Below are 21,587 nucleotides of genomic sequence, written 5' to 3'. Positions count from 1 at the left end.
ATAAAACCGGAAGGCAATGAACGAAGATACATTATTAGAATTTGATTATGCAACAGGTAATCCTACTATCATAAAGGTAATAGGTGTAGGAGGGGGCGGTGGTAATGCCGTCAACCATATGTATGAAGAAGGTATACAGGATGTTTCTTTCGTCTTGTGTAATACCGACAGCCAGGCATTGAACCGTTCCAATGTGCCTGACAAAATTGTGTTGGGAAGAAAGATTACACAAGGATTAGGTGCCGGAAATAAACCGGAAAGAGCCAAATTGGCGGCAGAAGAAAGCATGGATGACATCCGCAATCTGTTGAGCGACGGTACAAAGATGGTTTTCATCACTGCCGGAATGGGGGGAGGAACCGGTACCGGAGCAGCTCCTGTTATTGCCCGCATTGCCCGCGATATGGGACTTCTTACGGTAGGTATTGTTACTATCCCTTTTCTTTTTGAAGGAGAACCCAAGATTATCCAGGCATTGAATGGGGTAGAAGAGATTGCAAAGAATGTAGATGCCTTATTGGTTATAAATAACGAACGTTTACGGGATATCTATTCCGACCTGACTGTGTTGAATGCTTTTAGGAAGGCAGATGATACACTCACGACAGCAGCCAAAAGTATTGCAGAGATTATTACCCAGCCGGGTATTATCAATCTTGACTTTGCCGATGTGAAAACGACCATGAAAGATGGGGGCGTTGCTTTGATGAGTAACGGATTCGGCGAAGGAGAAGACCGTGTACGTATCGCTTTGGAGGATGCACTAAACTCTCCTCTGTTGGGTAATAAGAATGTGAAGAATGCCAAACGCGTACTTCTGAACGTTTGCTTCAGCGAACATGCGGAATTACTGATGGAAGAAATGAACTATATCCATGAATTTATGTCGGAATCGAACCGCTATGTAGAGGTGATTTGGGGTACGGCTATCGATAATTCATTGGATAAAAAAGTTAAGGTTACCGTATTGGCTACCGGTTTCACGATGGATGATATTCCGTTGATAGCAGAAAAGCGTCAAGTAGAAGCCGAACAGGCGAAGATGACTGAACAGGAGCTTATTGAGAAGGAAGAGCATACCAAGAGCCTGATAGAAAAATATTATGGCCCTATCAAACGAACCGGCAATTACGGTGCGCGCGACTATGTCGTGGTATTGACTCCGGAAGAATTGGATGATGATGCCCTGATTGCTCTTCTGGAGGAGAATCCTACCTATTCCCGTGATCCTAAACTTATTTCTTCTATGCGTGCGAAAGTGGCTGTAAAAGAGGAGATTCCTTCCGCAGCGGAGAAACAGGAGAATAATCCTTCTATTACCGGAGGTAAGACAATTATACAATTCTGATAACGCTATTTTAAAAAAAGATATATACGACTATGAATTTATTTGATCAAATAAGTGAGGATATAAAAGCGGCTATGTTAGCCAAAGATAAGATTCGTTTGCAAGCTTTGCGGGGGGTGAAAAAAGAATTCCTTGAAGCCAAGACTGCCAAAGGAGGAGACGGTGAATTGGATAATGATGTCGCCTCTAAGATCCTGCAGAAGATGGTAAAACAACGCAAAGAAAGTGCTGCTATCTATGTAGAACAGGGCCGTCCCGAACTAGCTGAAGATGAATTGGCTGAGGTCGCCCACATTGAGATTTACCTGCCCAAACAAATGTCGGCAGAAGAACTGGAAATAGCCCTTAAAGAAATTATAAACCAGGTAGGTGCCTCCGGCCCTCAGGATATGGGAAAAGTGATGGGCACGGCAACCAAAATATTGGCCGGCAAAGCCGAAGGACGTATGATCTCTGATACGGTAAAGCGACTTTTGGCATAGGCCTTTCTTTAGTGATTAGTGTTTAGTGGTTAATCGTTACTTAATCACTAAACACTAAACACTAATCATTAACCACTAATCACTAATTATTCATCGTTTTCATTGGTGCTCCGCCCGCAACAGGTCATTCACTGTTTTTACCGGATTGAATGTATCGATAGGAACTTCTACAAAGACAGTGTTCCAATCACTCATAGCTCCATTCCACAAGCCGGGAAGCTCCAAGGCTTTCAATTCACGTCCGTCTTTGCTTTTCGTTGAAATAAAACCAGTATTTTTATCTACATAATCCGGTAGATTGTACTTTTCTCCCTGATTGTTTCTTACGGCACATACCAGGTCGACCGGGTTGAAGTGGGTGCCTTGTTCAAACATTGCTTTTTTCTCCGGGTCATGGATGTCGATCTGGCTGTTTTCCAGTATTTGAGGAGATACCGTTCCGTCCGCATTCACCGCCAGGAAAGGACCACCTCCCGGCTCTCCTACATTGCGGACCATGCCGCATACCCTTAAGGGGCGGAGCAGTTTGTTCTTTATGTACAGGATCAACTCTGCATCTTCCATGAATTTCATCTCCCGGCTGCGAATGCATAAATCGTCCTGTAAGAAATGGATCATCTCTTCTATCTGTGCATGTGTATATTTCCCCCCATCTATCAGGTTCAGGTAGTGGAAGATGCGTTCCTGTAAGCTCACTAATACACCGGCAATGATCTTTTTATGGATGATCGTTGAGCATTTGAAACTATCCGGAACGACATTGTCTATATTCTTTATAAAGATCACATCGGCATCGATATCATTCAGATTTTCTATCAAAGCCCCGTGTCCGCCCGGTCTGAATACTATTTTCCCCTCGGCATCCCGGAAAGGCTCATTGTTCATATCGGCGGCAAGGGTGTCGGTACTTGCTTTCTGTACACTGAAAGAAATAGAATAGTCGACAGAGAAATCCTCTTCATACCTGTCTTTTTTCTGCTCCACCAAGGATTCAAAGAGAGCTTTATGCTCCGGTGATACCGTGAAGTGTATATTCACTTCACCGGCATTGTTTTTCGCATACCGGGCTCCTTCTGTCAGATGTTCTTCCATGGCGGTACGCTTTTTCCCGGGATAATTGTGGAAGAGTAACAAACCTTTAGGCAATTGCCCGTAGTTCAGGCCTTTGGACTCCAGTAGATTGGATACGATCGCTTTGTGTTCACCGGCGGTGATCAGTGTCGGTATCGTTTTGCCTTCGTTCGCCACGCAGATATCGTTTAATGCCTCATAAAAGGCAAAAGATTTTATGCCATCGAAGAATGTCTGCATAAAGGCATTCAACGGTTCTTTGTCCTCGGAAGAAAGGAATGAATACAAGTCTTTAAACATCCGGCTGGCAGCTCCGGAGGCAGGAACGAACTTGACAATCTTTTTGTTTTGTGCCAGATAGGCATCCCACGCATCCATATAACAGGCCTGTTGATCTTTGGGGATAACCTTGATCCCTTTTTCCGTAGAGGCCGATGCTGCAATCTCCAGGAATGGAAATCCTTTGACAAAACAAGTCAGTTGTTCTTCGATTTGCTGTTCGGAAATACCTTTGGAGGCAAGTAGTTCTAAGTCTTTTGTATTCAACATAGTATATTGTTTTGAGCGATTACGGATTAACGAATATCCGGGGATAAATCCCAGTATTACCGTACTTCCCTTTGTAAATCATAAATTATAAACCGTTAACCGTCGTCTGTTTGATACGCGCAAATGTATAAAATAACCCGAAGAATCCGCCGCTATTTGCTGGAAAAAAGATACTTTTACAGCATGTTTTACAGGCTACCACCTGGGGTAGTATATAAAGAACTAGGGCTATGGATGAACAGGCATACTTTACGGCAGAAGAAAAGAAACAGTTTTTCTCATCATACAGACATTTACTTGACAGCCTCTATTCTTTCCTGGTAAAAGAAGATATCCGGAAGATGAAAGAATTGATGAAACGCGTGGTTTCATTGGATTGTTACGGGAGGGATAAGAATGGTATCAACGGGATATTGCGCAATATAGAAACCGCCCTGATTGCGACCACGGAGATTGGTCTGAAGCGGGCTCCGGTGATTGCCTTATTGCTCTATCGACCCGTCCTCAAGCGGATTATCACCCTGGAAGAGGTGGAGAAAATATTTGATTCGGATGTGAAACATCTGATCAGCCTATTATTGAAAACCTCTGATCTCTATGCACGTAATACGGCGGTTAATTCTGAAAATTTCCACCATCTACTTTTCTCTTTTGCCGAAGATGTGCGGGTTATCTTATTGATGATTGCCGACCGTTTGTATATGATGCGTGTAGGCAAACAACTGGTGAGCCCGGAAGACCGCCTGCGTTTGTCCTCCGAAGCCTCTTACCTCTATGCTCCCCTGGCGCATCGCCTGGGTCTGTACGCCATAAAGAGCGAATTGGAAGACCTCTCCCTGAAGTATACCGATCCGGAACAATTTGCCTTTATCAAACAGAAACTGAATGAGACGAAGCGTTCCCGCGATATTTACATTGCCGAGTTTATCGCACCGGTCAAAAAGAAACTGGAAGAAGCCGGACTCTCCTTTGACATCAAAGGGCGTACCAAGTCCATTCATTCCATCAACAACAAACTGAAGAAACAAAAGATCGAATTTGAAGGGATATACGACCTCTTTGCCATTCGTATCGTTCTGGATACCCCTGCGGAAAAAGAACGTGCCGAATGCTGGTATGCCTATTCCATCATTACAGATATGTACCAGCCCAACCCGAACCGCATGAAAGACTGGATCTCTATCCCTAAAACCAATGGATACGAGAGCTTGCATATCACCGTGATGGGACCTCAGATGAAATGGGTAGAGGTGCAGATCCGTACCAAACGCATGGATGAGATTGCCGAGAAGGGATTGGCCGCTCACTGGAAATACAAAGGTGTCAAAGAGGATTCCGGTCTGGATGATTTCCTGACAAATGTCCGCATGGCGCTTGAATCCAATGAAAGTAGTCCTTTCGACCTGATGCAGAACTTCAAGATGAATCTGTATAAGGACGAGATCTATGTCTTTACCCCTAGTGGCGAGTTGATTAAACTGCCTCAGGGATCTACCGTGCTCGACTTTGCCTTTTCTATTCATACCGGATTGGGCAGTAAATGTGTCTCGGCCAAGGTAAATGGCAAAAACGTACCGATCAAACACGTATTGCATAGCGGTGATACGGTATCGGTGGTCACCGCCCCTTCACAATCACCTAAACGCGACTGGCTCCATATGGTGGTTACCTCCAAGGCACGGGTAAAGATCAAACAGGCCCTGCGGGAAGAGGCCGCTAAAAATGCCGAATTTGCGAAGGAGACCTTGCAACGGCGTTTTAAAAACCGGAAGATAGAATTGGAGGAAGCTATCCTGATGCGTTATATCAAGAAAAGAGGATATAAGACGGTTACCGACTTTTATATGGAGATGGCCGAGGAACGCCTGGATCCCAATGATGTCATAGAGGACTACCTGGAGATGGTCCGCAAAGAAACCGAAGGCAGTGACCATCATGGAGAAACCCGCAGCGCGGAAGGTTATATAGCCCCTGTCGGGGAAGAAGTGGCTACCGGTGAAGAGGTTCTGATTGTCGGCGAAAACCTGAAAGGTGTTGAATATAAAATGTCTAAATGCTGTAGCCCTCTCTTTGGGGATGAGATCTTTGGCTTCGTCTCGATGCAAGGCATACGCATTCATCGCATGGATTGTCCCAATAGGGCGGAGATGGAGCGGCGCTTTGGTTATCGTATTATCCGGGCCGAGTGGAGCCGCAACGGTAAAAGTGCCTATAACTCGGTGGTGACCTTACGCGTATTGGGAAGGGACGATATCGCTATCGTAACCAATATAACCTCTGTCATTGGCAAAGAAAAAGGAGTGACCCTGCGCTCGCTCAATATCGACTCGGACGATGGCATATTCCAGGGGAATTTCATTGTGATGATACCGGATACTGCAACATTGAACCGGTTGATAAAGAAGATTACGGAAGTAAAAGGTGTGAAGACCGTAGAGCGGGCGAATGTCCAAAAACTGCAATAAAGTAAAAGGAGCCGCTCTTCACAGGGCGGCTCCTTTTGTTCTTATCTTATGCTTACATAAATTAGCTTATAAGATTTTGGTTAAGCGATTATACTAATAGTGTCTCATTTTAATAATGCAAAGATACCGGCTCCGGTAAATCCCTGCAATACCTATATATATGTAAAACGAATCCGCTTCGTACCTAGTAATGGTGACTTGCGATGAACGATGAATAGTTAGTGATTAACGATTAATGGTTAACAGAGGAAGGAGGAGTGGTTAGAGGTTAGTGATTAGTGTTTAGTGATTAGTGATGAATGATGGGTGAAGCGTGAAAGATTATAATTTACAATTTACAATTTATAATTAACAATTAATTATTAGTGACTAGCACTATCTTGGCTCCTCTTCTTGGCGAAGAAGAGGGGGACCACTGCTTGCAGTGGTGGAGCAGTTTGAATTCTTTATAAATGTATATACCTATTTTAGAGTAACTATTTACACCTGTTTCTTATTACTTTCCCTAGAGGTATCTATTTGATATACAATGTGATAATATATCGAACTGCTCCACCACCGGCTGTGCCGGCGGTCCCCCTCTTCTTATCCAAGAAGAGGAGCCGAGATAGTGTTAGTCAACGCAGTTGGTATTTGGGTTATTCTCAATAAGATAACGATGTGAATACAGGTCGCTTGCATATACAGGTGACTTATATATACAGGTAAATAGGTAGTAGGGATTACCCCGGAGGGGGTTTCTGTGAATAACCGTGGGATGCATCCCACGGTCGCAATACATCCCCTTATATCAGCCCTGAAAGGGGTGAACCGGTTGTTGTCATGGGATAATTCTACTGTTGATAGCTATCGTCAGTAGTAACGATAGCTATCATCAGTAGTAACGATAGCTATCATCAGTAGTAACGATAGTTATCATCAGTACTGACGATAGCTATCAACAGTAGAATAATGCCAATTTGAACACTTCAACCTGCCTGAAAACTCTTCTTTATCCCCGGGAGGCATCCCTTATTTCTCCGTCTTTATACGAAAACCCTCTCTTGGGGGATGTGGGTGTGCACCGGTAGTTTACAGAAAACAACTATTTTAAGTTTATTTGAGGTGAAATCAACCTTCTTTTTTAATACCTTTGCGTTGGAAAAAAAAGTAGCGACTATTTACCTTTTATAAACTAAATATCATGGCATTAAAATTTATGACAGCAGAGGAAGCTGCCCAACTCGTTCACCACGACGAGCATGTAGGATTCGGAGGTTTTACTCCGGCAGGATGTCCTAAAGTAGTTCCTACTGCTATTGCAAAGAGAGCGGAAGCAGAACATGCGAAAGGCAACCCTTTTCAAATCGGAATGTTTACGGGGGCATCTACCGGCGATTCTCTGGATGGTGCGTTGGCACGTGCCAAAGCAATTAAATTCCGCACCCCTTACCAGTCAAACAAAGATCTGCGCGCACTTTTAAATGCCCGGGAAACACAGTATTACGACTTACACTTATCCGAGTTGGCACAAAACTTACGTTATGGTTTTCTGGGGAAAATCGACGTGGCGATTGTAGAAGCTTGTGATGTGACAGAAGATGGAGAAATCGTTCCGACTTGCGGTATAGGTATTGCACCTACCGTTTGTCACCTGGCCGATCGCATCATTGTCGAATTAAACAGAAAACATCCGAAGGAAATCCGGGGCATGCACGACCTTTACGAACCGGCTGACCCGCCTCTGCGTCGTGAAATACCTATCTACACCCCTTCCGACCGTATCGGTAGCCCTTATATAAAAGTAGACCCGGCTAAGATCGTCGCCGTTGTGGAGACAAACGAGCCGAACGAAGGTAGTCCTTTTGCTCCTCTCGATGAGGTTACGATGGCTATCGGTCGCAATGTGGCCAACTTCCTGGTTGAAGAAATGAAAGCCGGGCGTTTGCCTAAAGAGTTTGTGCCTCTTCAAAGCGGGGTGGGCAATGTGGCCAATGCCGTATTAGGCTGTATGGGTGAAAACAAAGACATTCCTGCCTTTAACGTATATACGGAAGTAATCCAGGATGCTGTTATCAGTTTAATGAAACAGGGACGGGTGAAATTTGCCAGTGGCTGTTCTTTATCTGTCAGCAACGAAGTGATCGATGAGATTTATAACAACCTGGACTTTTTCAAAGACAAAATATTACTTCGCCCCCAGGAAATTTCAAACAACCCGGAAGTGGCTCGCCGCTTGGGACTGATAACGATCAATACCGCTCTCGAAGCCGACATTTTCGGAAATATCAACTCCACCCATGTTTCGGGAACACGAATGATGAACGGTATTGGTGGATCGGGTGATTTCACCCGTTCGGGAATGCTTTCTATCTTCACTACCCCTTCCACAGCGAAAGAGGGAAAGATCAGTGCCTTTGTACCGATGGTATCACACCTGGATCATAGCGAACATTCTGTGAAGATAATTATTACGGAATACGGTGTAGCCGACCTGCGTGGTAAATCGCCTATACAACGTGCCTATACAATCATCGAAAATTGTGTGCACCCCGACTACCGTCCATTACTCAAAGAATATGTAGAGATGGGTACCAAGGGACATACTCCTCAAAACTTAAAATGCTGTTTTGCTTTCCACGAAGAACTGGCCAACAGCGGAGATATGCACAATGTAGATTGGAGTAAGTATAATAAATAAACGCTCCATCTCCTCCATAACAAAAGCGGGACAAAAAGTATAACTCTTTGTCCCGCTTTTTATATATCTATTTTCAATAAAAAATCAACGAATGGCAATCTTTCGTACAGTCTCAGCCACACGAACAATATAATATCCTTTGGCTAGATTCACCACATACTCACCAGAAGTATGTTTCATCTCAATCTCTTTCACCTTAATGCCTACCACACTATAGATCTCCAATGTACTTCCTACCGGCACATTGGAAACGACAATACGGTTTTCAGCGACAGAGATCTCTATCGAATCGGGCTCTTCCTGCTTTACGGTAACGGGCGTAGCAGTAGCTGCCGTTTTCTTCTCCTGAGCAGAAACCGTATACCCAACTTGCAGAGCAAGTAATACTATGAGAGTCAATATATTCTTCACCTATTTGCCCTATTTCTCGCAAATGTAGGAAGAATTCTCTAAATGAAAAAGATTTTGTGATTATTTCACGGATCGTTAAAGAGAAATAACCATGCCTTCGTTTCCCAAAAGGGTGTCTTTATAGACTTCTTGGGCTTCTTGTAATAAGGGGGATAGATCGTCATAGCGGGCGGAGTAGTGGCCGATCACAAATCGCTTCACCTCTGCCTGAGTTGCTATCTGAGCTGCCTGCCGGGCGGTAGAGTGAAAGGTCTCTTTCGCACGTGCCTTTTCCTTTTCGCCAAAAGTGGCTTCGTGATATAACAAATCGACTTCTTTTATATAAGGAACAATCGCCGGATTATATGCCGTATCCGAACAGTAAGCATACCTGCGGATCGGTGCTGCCGGGCGTGTCAACCGGGCGTTGGGCACAACCACTCCTTCCGGTGTTATAAAATCCGCCCCTTCTTTAATCTCTTTTATCGAACGCACGGGTACCTGATAAAAGTCAATCATTTCCCGGATGATATGCGCCTCTTTGGCTTTCTCCACAAAAAGATAACCACAACAAGGAATACGATGTTTGAGAGGAAGTGAATACACCTGCACAGAACGATCCTCCATGACCAGGGAGTAGGCAAATGGATCCACCGTATTAAACCGTACCTTATAAGGCAGGTCTTTACAAAAAGAATCGAGTATGAAAGACAAATACGATTCAACCTCTTGGGGACCATGTATCATCAGATCACCTCTTCTGCCCAACATGCCTAAGGTAGAAATCAAACCGGGAAGACCCAAACAATGATCTCCATGTAAATGAGTAATAAAAATATGATTCAACCGACTGAACCGAATACGCATATGCCGCATTTGTAACTGGGTGCCTTCACCACAATCAATCATATACAACTTATCACGTAAATCAACTATTTGAGAGGAAGGTAAGTGACGGGTCGTTGGTAATGCCGAGCCACAACCCAAAATGTGTATTTTAAAATCAGTCATAAAAAGCGCAAGATGTCATTGGTACAAAGATAATACAAAACGAATGCCTGTTTGTGAAAAATAACAAAAAAACAAGAGTGAAATGACGTTAAGATAAGTAAGAATGCGTATATTTGCTACGCTCAAAAGAGTAATATTAGAGAAGTACTTTATTCATTGGACTTTAGAGTATTTTTCGAAAAAATAAAACCTTAACTAACTTTTTCTTTTTGTTTAAAACGGTTAAATGTGGAAACGGCCAGGCGGGAGCTTCGCCGTTTCTTTTTTTATTATATTAACAAAAAAACTTCCCCAAAAGTTCCGGAATTACAACTCATTCAAAAATAAAGAGGCTGTCCTGAATAAGGACAGCCTCTGTGTAGAAAATATTCTTTTTTTTTGTCTATTGAGTTTTTTTCATTAGAATATTTTCATGCCAAATTCACTCCATACGAAGAACTTGCCTCCGGTCTTATTTTTAGTCACTGTAAAGCGAACAATTTTGAAAGGTTTACCAACCATTACCTGTGACACATACGATTGTTTTCCTTCCGTAGGCAATCCACTATCCAATGTATTGATCTTACTGAATGAAACACCATCCATACTTCCTTCAATAATGATTTCAACCGGAGCGGCATTACCATTCGCCGACCGTGTTGTATAATTGAAGCTGAGAGCAGTACTTTCTGTTGGTAATGCAACCTGCAGGTAATGGTTTCCGTCAACGGCTACACTCCAGGCCGAGTGGAAGAATGTTTCCACATTGCCGTCCAACAGATTCGCCAACGATCCTTCGGAAGGTTCCACAGCATTCGAAGAAAGCATATCAGCCTTCAGGGCTACACTTTTCAGTTTGCTCTTATCCGGCACATAAGAAATACCGTACAAACAAGCATCTTTCTCCGGATCGATCACAAATCCCTGTTGCGTACAATCCGTCAGGCGCAAGGGTAATACATAGTTCCCATAAACCAATTTGGTCCGGTCTACCATTATTTCCAGATCCTTCTGACTGTATTCGGTCGTAAAGGGCACAACGCCATTTCCGCTCAATGTATAGGCATTTTCGGGCAGCAATGCATAATCTGTTTCTTGCTCTTTATTATAAGCATCAAGAAGGGATGCGTCCATGCCGACTTTACAGTCGAATGTCCACTTGTTCTTCATCGGCAGGGCTATCGGCAACTTAAATGTAGCTTGTTCCGCTCCTCCGTCAGCAAATGTATTAGACACAAAACCTGTTTGGTTGAAATAAACCGTAGGAATCAACACCGTAGGGATCAACAGGGTATAACTCTTTTTCTGATTGATCGAGTCTTTCGATTCGGACAAGGCTATAGGTAATACATATTTTTTGTCGGAAGACAGTTGGTAGATAAGATCTGTTTTGAATACTACATTTACTAATTTGTACAGATCATCCGCATTAAAATTCAGTTTGTTTTCCTGAATCTCATAACAGTTCTCCGGCAACCGGGCATAATCTGTATTGTATGTCGCATTGTAAGTTGACAATGCGGCATCATCCAATACGTTTATACCGACAGATGTTGTATTTGCCAGGTCGGATCCAGCTTTATTGACGGTCACCGGATATGCCATATCTTCTCCTGTCTTGTATAAGGTCAGGGGGTGTTCGCCACTTTCTTTAAAATAAAGTATTGTATTATAGTCGCTCAAAAACTCGTCTTTGTTGTCATCACATGCAATGAAGGAGACTCCGCAAGCGAATAAAAGCGATAATAGGCCTATTTTTTTCATAAATAATTTCTTTTTTGATTCGTAAGACTTTCTTTTACCAACCATAATTTTGGGTTAACAGCTTATTCCGATCCAATTCGCGTTGGGAGAATGGATAAAGATAATGGTTGTTCTCAAACACGCGGGTTTCAAACACCGTTCTTTCCCAGAACTCAACAGGCGTTGTACTTCCGCTACCCGGGAATTGGGTATTCATACCATACATCGGTCCACCATCTGTCTGGGGAGCGATCATCCATGTACGTGTGTCGAAATAGCGGTGGTTTTCGAAAGCCAATTCCACACGGCGTTCCTTGCGGCAGAGTTCGATCAGCTTTTCTGTCGTAGCGTTCGGATACACTTCCGTAATGGCAGGAAGACCGACGCGGTCGCGCAAGTCAGCCCAAAGCTCCATTGCTTTAGCTTCATAACCTGCAGGCATGCCGACACTGTGTCTCTTACATTCAAGAACCGCTTCAATAAAGTTGAGGTACATTTCAGCCAAACGGAATGTCGGGTATACGACATTTCCCCATTGTCCACTGGCGGAGTTGAGTGTATGGTCATAGAAACGGTTGATCAGATAACCTGATTTCGGATAGTCATGCGATTTGTTCGCATTCGCTCCTTTGGCAAAAGAAACCATTGTCTGGGCAGAGCCGTGACGCCAGTAGTTGCCACCGAAAAAGACGTTTACATAGAAACGCGGTTCTCGGTTCTTATACATATTCGGTGCTTTCAGATCATAAGCCGATCCCCCTCCCCAAGCGGGATATTTCCAGGTTGTCATTTCAAACTCATCCTCATTATACCCTGATTCTTTATCGACAACCGGAGTCTTTCCGGCATATCCGGTAATCGGATAGCGGCCATTGGCCATGGCATAAGCATCGACATGCTGTTGCGTCGGGCCGATACCTCCGTAAGCCGTTCCACTGACAGCAGTCGGTACGGTATGTACACCCATATTATAACGTCCTTTATACCCTGTACTCCAGATCAGTTCCGAATTCCAGTATGTCTGTGTAATGCCGTAATAGTTTTTGTATGGATCCGATCCGTTACCATCGCGGTATAATTTGTACAATGGGTTGTCGATTAACAACTTTGCAGCGTTTGCCGCTTCCAACCATTTATTGGCATCGTAGTTCTGCGGGAACAGATTCACTCCCGACAGTTCCGGGAATTTATCCATCACCGGGTTCTTCACGAAAGCATACAATTTGTTGCCGTTAAACAGATCGCGGGCGGAATAAAGTTTCAAACGGGCGATTACTGCCTGGCAAGCACCTGTGGTAGCCAGTCCTTTTTCCGCATCGGTATATTCGTCTTGCATAGCCGGATCTTTGATACAAGCTTCCATTTCGCTTACCACATAATTGACACATTCTTCCCATGTATTACGCGGACGGTAAAGTTCTTGCGTAGAAAGGGTAAAGTCAATCAGCTCATCGCCTACCAGGAATACCGGGCCATAGATGCGAATCAACAGGAAGTAATAATACGCGCGGGCAAAACGACTTTGTACCTTCCATTGTGCCAGTTCCTCTTTGGTCACAATCGGGTCGGAGCAACGGTCTACGTTCTGCATAAAGATATTACATTCGCGGATTCCTTTATAGTAGGCATCCATTCTGTAATAAGGCACATTGCTGGCATTCCATGAGCCGAAGTTTATCAAGCGATAACTAGAGTCATCATACGTAATTGTACCTTCATCAGAAGCACCCAACCAAGGTGTATAACGGAAGTCACCGGCATCATTGGGCAAGAAGCTCATGGCGTTCAGCCAATATTTACGCGTATCGTCTCGCGTTTCCCATATCTTGTCGAAAGTCAACTTTTCATCTTCCTGCCTGTCCAGAAAATCTTCGCAAGAAGATAGGCTAAATAGGCCTATAACAAAGCAGATAAGTAGAAATATATTTTTGATTGATATTTTCATTTTTATTTCTGTTTTATAATTAAAGATTAATATTGAGGCCAACCGTTACGATTCTGTTGGGTGGGTAACCCGATCCGTCTCCATTACCTTTTTCCGGATCCCACAATTTGAATTTACTGAATGTCAATAAATTGTTTCCAGACACATAAATACGCATCGATTTGATAAATGTTTTGTTTGTCAGACTTTTGGGTATAGTATAACCCACTTCGAAGTTTTTCAAACGCAAGAAACCACCGTCACGTATCCACCAGTCAGAGGTTTGTGAGTTGTTGCTCGATCCTGCCGCACCACTCCAGCTCAGGCGAGGGTAAATAGCCGCTGCATTTTGTTCTTCCGTATTTCCCGGTCTCCATACATTGTCATACACATCTCTGTTGATGGATGCACGTTCCATATTACCCGAGTTAAAGGGTGTTTTAATGGTAGATCCGTTCAGGAAGAAGTTTACATGGCTGACTCCTTGGAAAAATACGTTGATATCCCATTCTTTCCATTGTGCGGTAGCACCAAACCCATAAACCATCTCCGGCATATTCGTATAACCGATAGCCACCTGGTCTTGTGAGTTAATGACTCCGTCTCCATTGACATCCTGGTATTTGATATCCCCTATACGGTATTCACCAAAGGATTGTTTCGGACTATTGTCGATCTCTTCTTGCGATTTGAAAAGCCCCAATGCATGGTAGCCGAAGGGTTGAAGCGATCCTCCCGAACCAAACGGTTTGCCGATACGGTTCTGATACTTATATTCCCAATCCGGTTGGTCATTATTTACCAATTCGTTTCGGTTGTATGTGAAGTTACCACGTGCAGTCAAAGAGACTTCACCCACTTTTTGTGAATATTCGATTGTTCCGTCAAATCCTTGGTTCTTTGTTTCACCGATATTCGTATAAGGAATGGTTGACAACCCGGCAATTGCAGGAAGTCCATCCCGTTGCAAGAAAATACCCGTACGTTTTTCAGAGAAGTAGTCCGCTTGTACGCGTAGTTTGTTGAATAAAGAGAATTCAACACCCGCATTCAATTTATGTGCTTCTTCCCAAGAGGCTGCAAGGTTTTCAACATCTCCCACGCGAATACCTGTACCTCCGTTTGCATTTGCCGAACCATAGTTCCAGCTACCTCCGTTAACGATCGTTGACTCATACACCCAGCGGCGTTGTCCACCGATATCGTCATTCCCTACAATACCGTAGGATCCTTTCACTTTAAACATATCGACCACCTTGGTTAAAGGTTGGAAGAATTTCTCATTCGACACCATCCATCCGATAGCCCCGGCAGGGAAAAAGCCGAAACGATGTCCACGGGCAAAGTTTTCCGAGCCGTTATAACCCATATTCACTTCCGCGAAATACGTATCGTTGAACGCATAAGTGATACGTCCAGCAATACCTTGGTTTTTATAAGGCAATGATTTGAACTTATCCCCTTCTTGTGTGCGGGTATGGATTTTATGGTTGTAGAGGAAGAGTGCACCCAAGCGGTGTTTTTTGTCAAACAGGCGCGAATAGTTCAACGAGCCTTCCATATAGGTGGTCATCGTTCCGTCGCGACCGATAGTATATGCCAATTCTCCGCTACCTGTACGGATCGGATTTCCGAAAATAAGGTTACCTTCTTCGTCACGGCCACTGGCATGATATTGCGTCGGTCCTTTGCTTCGACGTTGTGTAGTCGTATTCCACGCATCCCAGGAGAATTTAAAATTCGCTGTCATTCCTTGCAAAGGTTCCCAAAGAGCACCTATGTCTTGTGTCAATCCAACCAATGATTGCGAAGAGTTCCAGAATTGCTGGCGATAACCTGAGTGTACCAGGATATTCCAGGGGTTGAATCCCGAATCACTCGATGGAGCCGAAATCGTTCCGTCGGAATATTCTACCGGGAAAGCATTCGGAGAAGTCAGGTAGGCGTATGTCCAGATGTCGTTGTCGTTATCCCCGTGACCCGGTCCGAAAGACTTTTCATAAATATTGGCAAGGTTTAAATTCAATGTTGTGCTTTTGGTCAATGCGAGGTCTACATTCGCCCGGAAGTTGAATTTGTTGTAATTGATCGATGAGTTATAATCGTATCTATCACCGGCATTCTTGAAGATAGAACTTTCGTTATAGAACGATCCGGAAATATAGTATTTTACAATTTCCGTACCCCCGGTGATGCTCAGGTTCACCCGTTGGTTCGCTGCCATATCGTCATAAAGGGCATCCAACCAGTTCACATTCGGATAAAGGTCGGGATCTGCTCCTGTGCGATACAACTCCATTTCTTCCGGTGAGTAATACCCCGGTTGGATATCGTTATACAGGTCAGCCCATTGGTAAGAGTTGAGGAGCTTAGGCATACGTGTTGGGTTGGTAACCCCTGCTTCGGCACGTACGTTGATCGCCGGTTTACCGATATTCCCCTTTTTGGTGGTGATAAGAATTACCCCGTTTGCACCGCGTACACCATATACCGCGGAAGCGGAAGCATCTTTCAGGATGGAAAAAGAAGCGATATCATCGGTGTCTACCAGGTCGAGTTCACGTTCGATACCGTCGACCAATACCAAAGGAGTAGAGCTTCCTTTGAACGAAGACACCCCGCGGATATAAAAGTCGGCAGCACTGTTTTTTCCCGGTTCGCCCGAGCGGGTCATCGCCACTACACCGGCTAATTGACCGGCCAATACATTCGAGATCGAGGAACCCGGAACTTTCAACTGGCTCACATCGATGGTCGAAATCGCTCCGACAACACTTTCTTTTTTCTGGCTACCGTAACCTACAACGACTACCTCTTCCAATACTTCGTCGTCGGTACGCATAGTTACATCGATTGTCGTTTGGTTGTTGATTGCGATCTCCACCGTTTTCATCCCCATATAAGAGAATGTCAGTACACCGCCGACACCTTCTGTTTTGATGGTGTATTTCCCGTTGATGTCTGTTACGGCTCCTACCGAACTGTTCTTCAACCATACATTCACCCCGATCAGCGGTTCTCCGAAATCGTCAACAACGGTACCTGATATAGGACCGTTTTTCGCTTGTGCCACAACAGGCTGTTGAACACTTGCCCGGTTTTCTTTCTTTTTTACAATTACCTGCTTGCCATTCATATGGTAGGTCAGGCTGGTTTTCTCCAACAAAGGATTCAATATCTCTTGTATCGAACCTTCTACTTTACTTGGATTTACTTTTACATGCAATTCGCTTTTAATCTCATCGGAATAGAAAAAAACATACTCTGTTTCGTTTTCTATCAGTTCAAACACATCCAACAGGGTGGATTGCTTTTGTTCTAAGAAATGCTTTATCGAGATAAGCGAGTGGTTAGTTGCGTATGTATAAGAAAGACTTATACTTAGCAACAATACAATTATATGTATATGTCTGATTTTTTTCATACATTTGTATGTCTTTAAGATTTTTATTTTAAGTGTATACTTCTAATGTAAAATCAGCTCGGATGATCTAGTACATCGTCCGGGCTTTTTTGTGGGTCTTTTCGGATAGTTTCACTTCATAGGCAACTGTTTTTTGTAGTTAATATCATTCTATAAATAAAGTTTCTGATTCAAAGCGATAATGCGTATCATACAGGATAGAAAAGGTCTCCATCACCTGATCAATATCTTCGAAAAGGACTAATTTGCCGGAAGAGCGACGCTGCTCGATTCCTGCCTGGTATTTGATCGGCACATTATAGTAACGACTTAAGCGGGACAGGATATTGCCCATCGTCTCGCCATTGAACTGAAGAATACCGTCTTTCCAGGAGATATAATCATACACATTTACCTGCTCTATACTCTTTCCGTCTTCTGCCAAAGTCAACTTCTGATCCGGCGAAAGAACGATTTTTTCATATACACTTGTTTCGACCTGTACACTTCCTTCTGCCAGGACAACAGACCTTTCTTTCTCCTCTTTATAAGCTGTGACATTGAATTTGGTTCCCAGTACATTGACTGTGAAATCGTTTGTCTTTACATAAAAGGGTATTTCGCTTTTGGCCACTTCGATATAGGCTTCTCCTTCCACTTCTATCGAACGATGAGAGGCGTCGAAATGAGAAGGGAAATGAAGTTTACTGCCGGAGTTCACCCATATCTTCGAACCATCCTCCAATAACAAAGAAGAACGTCTTCCCCGGGGAACAATCAATGTGTTCATTTCTACGTTTTCTCCTTCCACTGTATGGGTCTGCGGGGTGATGATCCGTTCGTTTGTTTGCGTTTCCACCGCGATATCCGCCTGGTAAGCAATCAATGTATTATCCTCTACCCACAGCGTATCCCGGCTGTCAGAAATCAGGGTGACTTCCGTTTGCAACTCCTCAAACAAAGGAGTGGCATCCACCAGGTTGTCTTCCAACAGCCCGTTTGCCTGCCACAGCCAACCGGCAACACCCAGTAGAACAACTGCCGCACAAGCTGCCGCATTCCGGAATATCATCCGGCGTCTCTTGATACGATTGGCTTGCATGGAGTGTTGCAAACGTTGCCAAAGCTGTTCGGATTTCTCCTCCGAAATAGTGTAATCATTCAGACGAAGGGAACATAGTATATTACGCGCCTGTTCAACAGCCGGTCGTTCGTCCGGATGTTCTTCCATCCAGGAATGCCAAAACGCATCCAACTCCTCTGTAGGAGCTATGTGCCAAGCTGTAAAGCGGTAATCATGTAGTAATTTTTGTATTGTTTCCCTTTGAGGTGTATCGCCCATTCTAAATTCTTTTTACACGTTGTTTTTAATACATACGCATAAAAAGAAAAAATGACCCCATTAAAATGGAAAAATATCTTTTAATAAGAAAAGATAAAGTAAAGACACGGATCCGTATTGTTCACGCAGACGATCGATCGCACGGTAAATCAACTTACGGGCACCTTTAGGAGTTAGATCGCATAATTCCGCTATCTCATTGTATTCCAACCCTTGCATATAGCGCAAATAGATGGCCTCGCGCTGTCGGCTGGTAAGACAGGCTAACATTTGTTCTATTTGCCTGCCTGTCTCTTTCCGCTCCTCTTCTTCTTCTATACGATCTAAGCCGGTAATAGATATCTCAAAGTCGTACTCTTCAATATCTGTGAGGGCTACCTGATCAACCTCTTTTCTTATCTGCGAAATGAAGCGGTTCTTCAAGCTACGTAACAGATAAAATTTCCCCTGTTCGCCTTGGGCTATCTCATTCTTATATTCAAACAGATGAAGAAAAATGTCATGGATAAAATCATACAAAACATCATCGGCAATGCCCAACGACTTACCGTAGGAATACATTTGATTTATGTATTTCTCATACAATATTTTGTAATCGTTTTGTTTTGTTTTCAACATTTTTTACCAAAAGAGGGAAAGATTATCGTAAAACATAAAAATACCACAAAAATAGGGAAATATTAGTATTATCCGGATTCAAACCCATCATTCTTTTCACATTCTTTTTCATAAAATGCTTTTGTTGCCTTATTTCATAAATCGGACTGTTGGTGTATCTCAATAGCAACCTCCCCAATTTCAACCCTTCCGATTGCCCCGACTTCGTTTTATAGGTACAAAAAAGGGAATAAATAAAATTGCTGACATCTGTCGGCACAATTGCCGATATACGTCGGCAATTGTGCTGATATATATCGGCAAAAGTGTCGACATATATCAGCACAAGTGTCGACGGCTATCGACACTTTTAATTGACAGGAAGTAAGGGGTTGGAATACCTGCGGGTGGTAATAAAATCCGGGATAAAGGGGATAAGGACTCTTTACGCCTTCTTCAACGACTGATAAATCAATTCGGCGGCACGTTGGGAGGCACCGGGAGCACCTAAGATAGAGACGATCTCTTTATAGTCGGAGATCATTTTCTCGCGGTAGGATGCATCCTGAAGGATTCTTTCCAACTCTTCTTTTATGTTTGAGAGAGAGAAGCGTTCGCCGAACAATTCCTGCACGACTTCACGGCCTGCAATCAGGTTGACAAGCGAGATGTAGCGGATATGAAAGAAATGACGAAAAACAAAATGGACCCATTTCCCTGCCGGTGTATAATAACAGACGACCTGGGGGACTAAAAACAAAGAAGTCTCTAGCGTTGCCGTGCCCGATGTCACCAAGGCGGCACTACTCTGTTGCAAAAGGGCATATGTTTTATCAAAGACAATCGTGACCGGGTGGTCTCCGATATACTGTTTATAATAGGTCTTGTCGATACCGGGAGCACCGGCAATCACTGCTTGGTAGTCCGGGAAATGGGCGATCGCTTCCAGCATGACCGGCAGATTGTCTTTTATCTCTTGCTTGCGGCTACCGGCCAAGAGGGCCAGGATGGGTTTGTCGGAGAGGGAAGCTTCTTTTTTTAATGTATGCAAGGAAACGGGATGATTCGTCAGGTAGTTATTTACCGAATCGACAGAAGGGTTGCCTACATAGTCAATGGCATAATTATGTTTTTGATAAAAGTCTTTCTCAAAAGGAAGAATACAGAACATACGGTCTACATACCGCCGGATACTCTTGATGCGGTATTCTTTCCAGGCCCATATCTTGGGGGATATATAATAATAAACCGGCAATCGCAGTACCGTCTTAACAAACTTTGCAATCTGCAGGTTAAAGCCCGGATAGTCCACCAAGATAACCACATCCGGTGCATACCGGCGAATATCCTCTTTGCAGCTCTGCATATTCTTCAATATCGTACGCAAATGGAGTAAGACAGGGATAAAGCCCATATAGGCCATCTCCCTGTAATGTTTCACCAGAGTACCACCCACCTTTTGCATCAGGTCTCCTCCCAGAAAGCGAAAATCTGCCTCCGGGTCTTGCTGTTTCAGCGAGGCCATTAGATTAGAAGCATGTAAGTCTCCGGATGCTTCGCCGGCAATTAGATAATAACGCATATGTATTGAAAATTGAAAATGGAGAATTGAATCGCAGATCGCTTAGCGAAGCGTAAAGCAAAATGGAAAATGAAATCAAAGATTACTCGGTAAAGTATATCTCCATTGAAAATAAAAAGAATTGTTCTCTTCTTCATTTTCAATTATCCATTTTGCTTTACGCTTCGCTAAGCGATCTGCGATTCCATTTTCCATTATCAATGTATTTCCCAATGATTTATCTTACACATAAAGTCATAGTCTGTCACATCGATCTTGCAGGGGACAAGAGAAGCATATCCGCTGTCCAAAGCCAGGGTGTCGTTGTCGGGATGAATGGGTTTGGCATTTTCAAAGTTGCCCGTCAACCAGAACACAGACTCTCCGTTCGGTGCTTCGCTGCGCATAAATTCGCGCGTCCAGCGTCCGGCAGCCTGGCGACAGATCTTCAATCCTTTTACCTCGGATTGGTTGGGAACGTTCAGGTTCAGGTACGTACCGCGGGGAAGCCCGTCCTTTATCACCCGCCGGGCAATCATACGGCCCAAACGGCAGGACTCTGAGAAGTCTGCATCCGGCGAGCTGTCCAACAGGGAAACACCCAACGAGGGTATATCGAAAATACATCCTTCGGCAGCTGCTCCCATCGTTCCCGAATAGTTCACCGCAATGGCCATATTTCCCCCGTGATTGATACCGGAAACTAAGAGATCGGGTTGACGATCCAATACCTCGTTTATCGCCAGCTTCACACAATCGACAGGCGTACCGGTACATTTATACACTGTTAAACCTGGCTCTTTCTTTAATAAGGCATATTTTATCGGAACCAAAGAAGTGATAGCGCTTCCCATGCCTGAACGGGGACCGTCCGGAGCAAATACAACCAGTTCTCCCAGATCGCGGAGACATTTTACTAACTCATTTATGCCTTTGGCATACACACCATCATCATTTGTAATCAGAATAAGCGGACGTTCGTTTACCATACCTTTATTTGTTTTCTCTTTGCTTTTTCGAAGCAAAGATAGGAAAAGTATAT

General features: G+C 43.8%; 14 protein-coding genes. 4 read left to right on the top strand and 10 right to left on the bottom strand.

Annotated elements, in window-relative coordinates; genetic code table 11:
* Positions 1-16: 16 nt before the first annotated feature.
* Entirely contained in the window at positions 17-1,348 is a 1,332-nt protein-coding gene (ftsZ, locus tag D0T51_RS07040) for a cell division protein FtsZ (RefSeq protein ID WP_163727146.1), read from the top strand.
* A 32-nt stretch (positions 1,349-1,380) separates the two neighbouring features.
* Complete coding sequence (locus tag D0T51_RS07035) at positions 1,381-1,830, top strand: GatB/YqeY domain-containing protein (protein WP_163727143.1); 450 nt, start codon at positions 1,381-1,383, stop codon at positions 1,828-1,830.
* A 99-nt stretch (positions 1,831-1,929) separates the two neighbouring features.
* Here D0T51_RS07035 and D0T51_RS07030 read toward each other — a convergent pair whose 3' ends face one another.
* Positions 1,930-3,450 carry a DUF4301 family protein gene (locus D0T51_RS07030; protein ID WP_163727140.1) on the bottom strand — a complete coding sequence of 507 codons (1,521 nt, stop codon included), beginning with the start codon at positions 3,448-3,450 and terminating at the stop codon, positions 1,930-1,932.
* Between the two features lie 230 nt (positions 3,451-3,680).
* Between D0T51_RS07030 and D0T51_RS07025 the strand changes: the two genes are divergently transcribed.
* A complete protein-coding gene (locus D0T51_RS07025; protein WP_163727137.1) occupies positions 3,681-5,915 on the top strand; it encodes a bifunctional (p)ppGpp synthetase/guanosine-3',5'-bis(diphosphate) 3'-pyrophosphohydrolase in 2,235 nt (744 codons plus the stop codon).
* A gap of 1,183 nt (positions 5,916-7,098) precedes the next feature.
* The gene (locus D0T51_RS07020) at positions 7,099-8,595 is read left to right on the top strand and encodes an acetyl-CoA hydrolase/transferase family protein (protein WP_163727134.1); all 1,497 of its coding nucleotides are present in this window, start codon (positions 7,099-7,101) and stop codon (positions 8,593-8,595) included.
* Positions 8,596-8,679: 84 nt separating this feature from the next.
* On the opposite strand, the gene D0T51_RS07015 is transcribed toward D0T51_RS07020, so the two are convergent.
* From D0T51_RS07015 to surE, 9 genes are all read right to left on the bottom strand, one after another.
* A complete protein-coding gene (locus D0T51_RS07015) occupies positions 8,680-9,006 on the bottom strand; it encodes a T9SS type A sorting domain-containing protein (RefSeq protein ID WP_163727131.1) in 327 nt (108 codons plus the stop codon).
* 75 nt (positions 9,007-9,081) lie between these two features.
* Complete coding sequence (locus D0T51_RS07010) at positions 9,082-9,996, bottom strand: ribonuclease Z (protein WP_163727128.1); 915 nt, start codon at positions 9,994-9,996, stop codon at positions 9,082-9,084.
* A 399-nt stretch (positions 9,997-10,395) separates the two neighbouring features.
* Positions 10,396-11,739: a BT_3987 domain-containing protein gene (locus D0T51_RS07005; protein WP_163727126.1), complete on the bottom strand. Its 1,344-nt coding sequence runs from the start codon at positions 11,737-11,739 to the stop codon at positions 10,396-10,398.
* Positions 11,740-11,773: 34 nt separating this feature from the next.
* Positions 11,774-13,663 carry a RagB/SusD family nutrient uptake outer membrane protein gene (locus tag D0T51_RS07000; RefSeq protein WP_163727123.1) on the bottom strand — a complete coding sequence of 630 codons (1,890 nt, stop codon included), beginning with the start codon at positions 13,661-13,663 and terminating at the stop codon, positions 11,774-11,776.
* Positions 13,664-13,682: 19 nt separating this feature from the next.
* The gene (locus D0T51_RS06995) at positions 13,683-17,066 is read right to left on the bottom strand and encodes a TonB-dependent receptor (protein WP_163727121.1); all 3,384 of its coding nucleotides are present in this window, start codon (positions 17,064-17,066) and stop codon (positions 13,683-13,685) included.
* Between the two features lie 145 nt (positions 17,067-17,211).
* Positions 17,212-18,387, bottom strand: a complete 1,176-nt coding sequence (locus tag D0T51_RS06990) for a FecR family protein (RefSeq protein WP_163727119.1) — start codon at positions 18,385-18,387, stop codon at positions 17,212-17,214.
* Between the two features lie 60 nt (positions 18,388-18,447).
* On the bottom strand, positions 18,448-19,005 hold the full coding sequence (locus D0T51_RS06985) for an RNA polymerase sigma factor (protein ID WP_163727117.1): 558 nt from the start codon (positions 19,003-19,005) through the stop codon (positions 18,448-18,450).
* Positions 19,006-19,429: 424 nt separating this feature from the next.
* Positions 19,430-20,566: a lipid-A-disaccharide synthase gene (gene lpxB / locus D0T51_RS06980; RefSeq protein ID WP_163727115.1), complete on the bottom strand. Its 1,137-nt coding sequence runs from the start codon at positions 20,564-20,566 to the stop codon at positions 19,430-19,432.
* Between the two features lie 197 nt (positions 20,567-20,763).
* The gene (gene surE, locus D0T51_RS06975) at positions 20,764-21,534 is read right to left on the bottom strand and encodes a 5'/3'-nucleotidase SurE (protein WP_163727113.1); all 771 of its coding nucleotides are present in this window, start codon (positions 21,532-21,534) and stop codon (positions 20,764-20,766) included.
* Positions 21,535-21,587: the final 53 nt, after the last annotated feature.

Origin of the sequence: Parabacteroides sp. 52 (assembly GCF_010500925.1) — a bacterium.
Classification (GTDB): Bacteria; Bacteroidota; Bacteroidia; order Bacteroidales; family Tannerellaceae; genus QVMG01.
The sequence above is the reverse complement of the archived record's forward strand: the minus strand, read 5'-3'. Positions and strand labels throughout refer to the sequence as shown.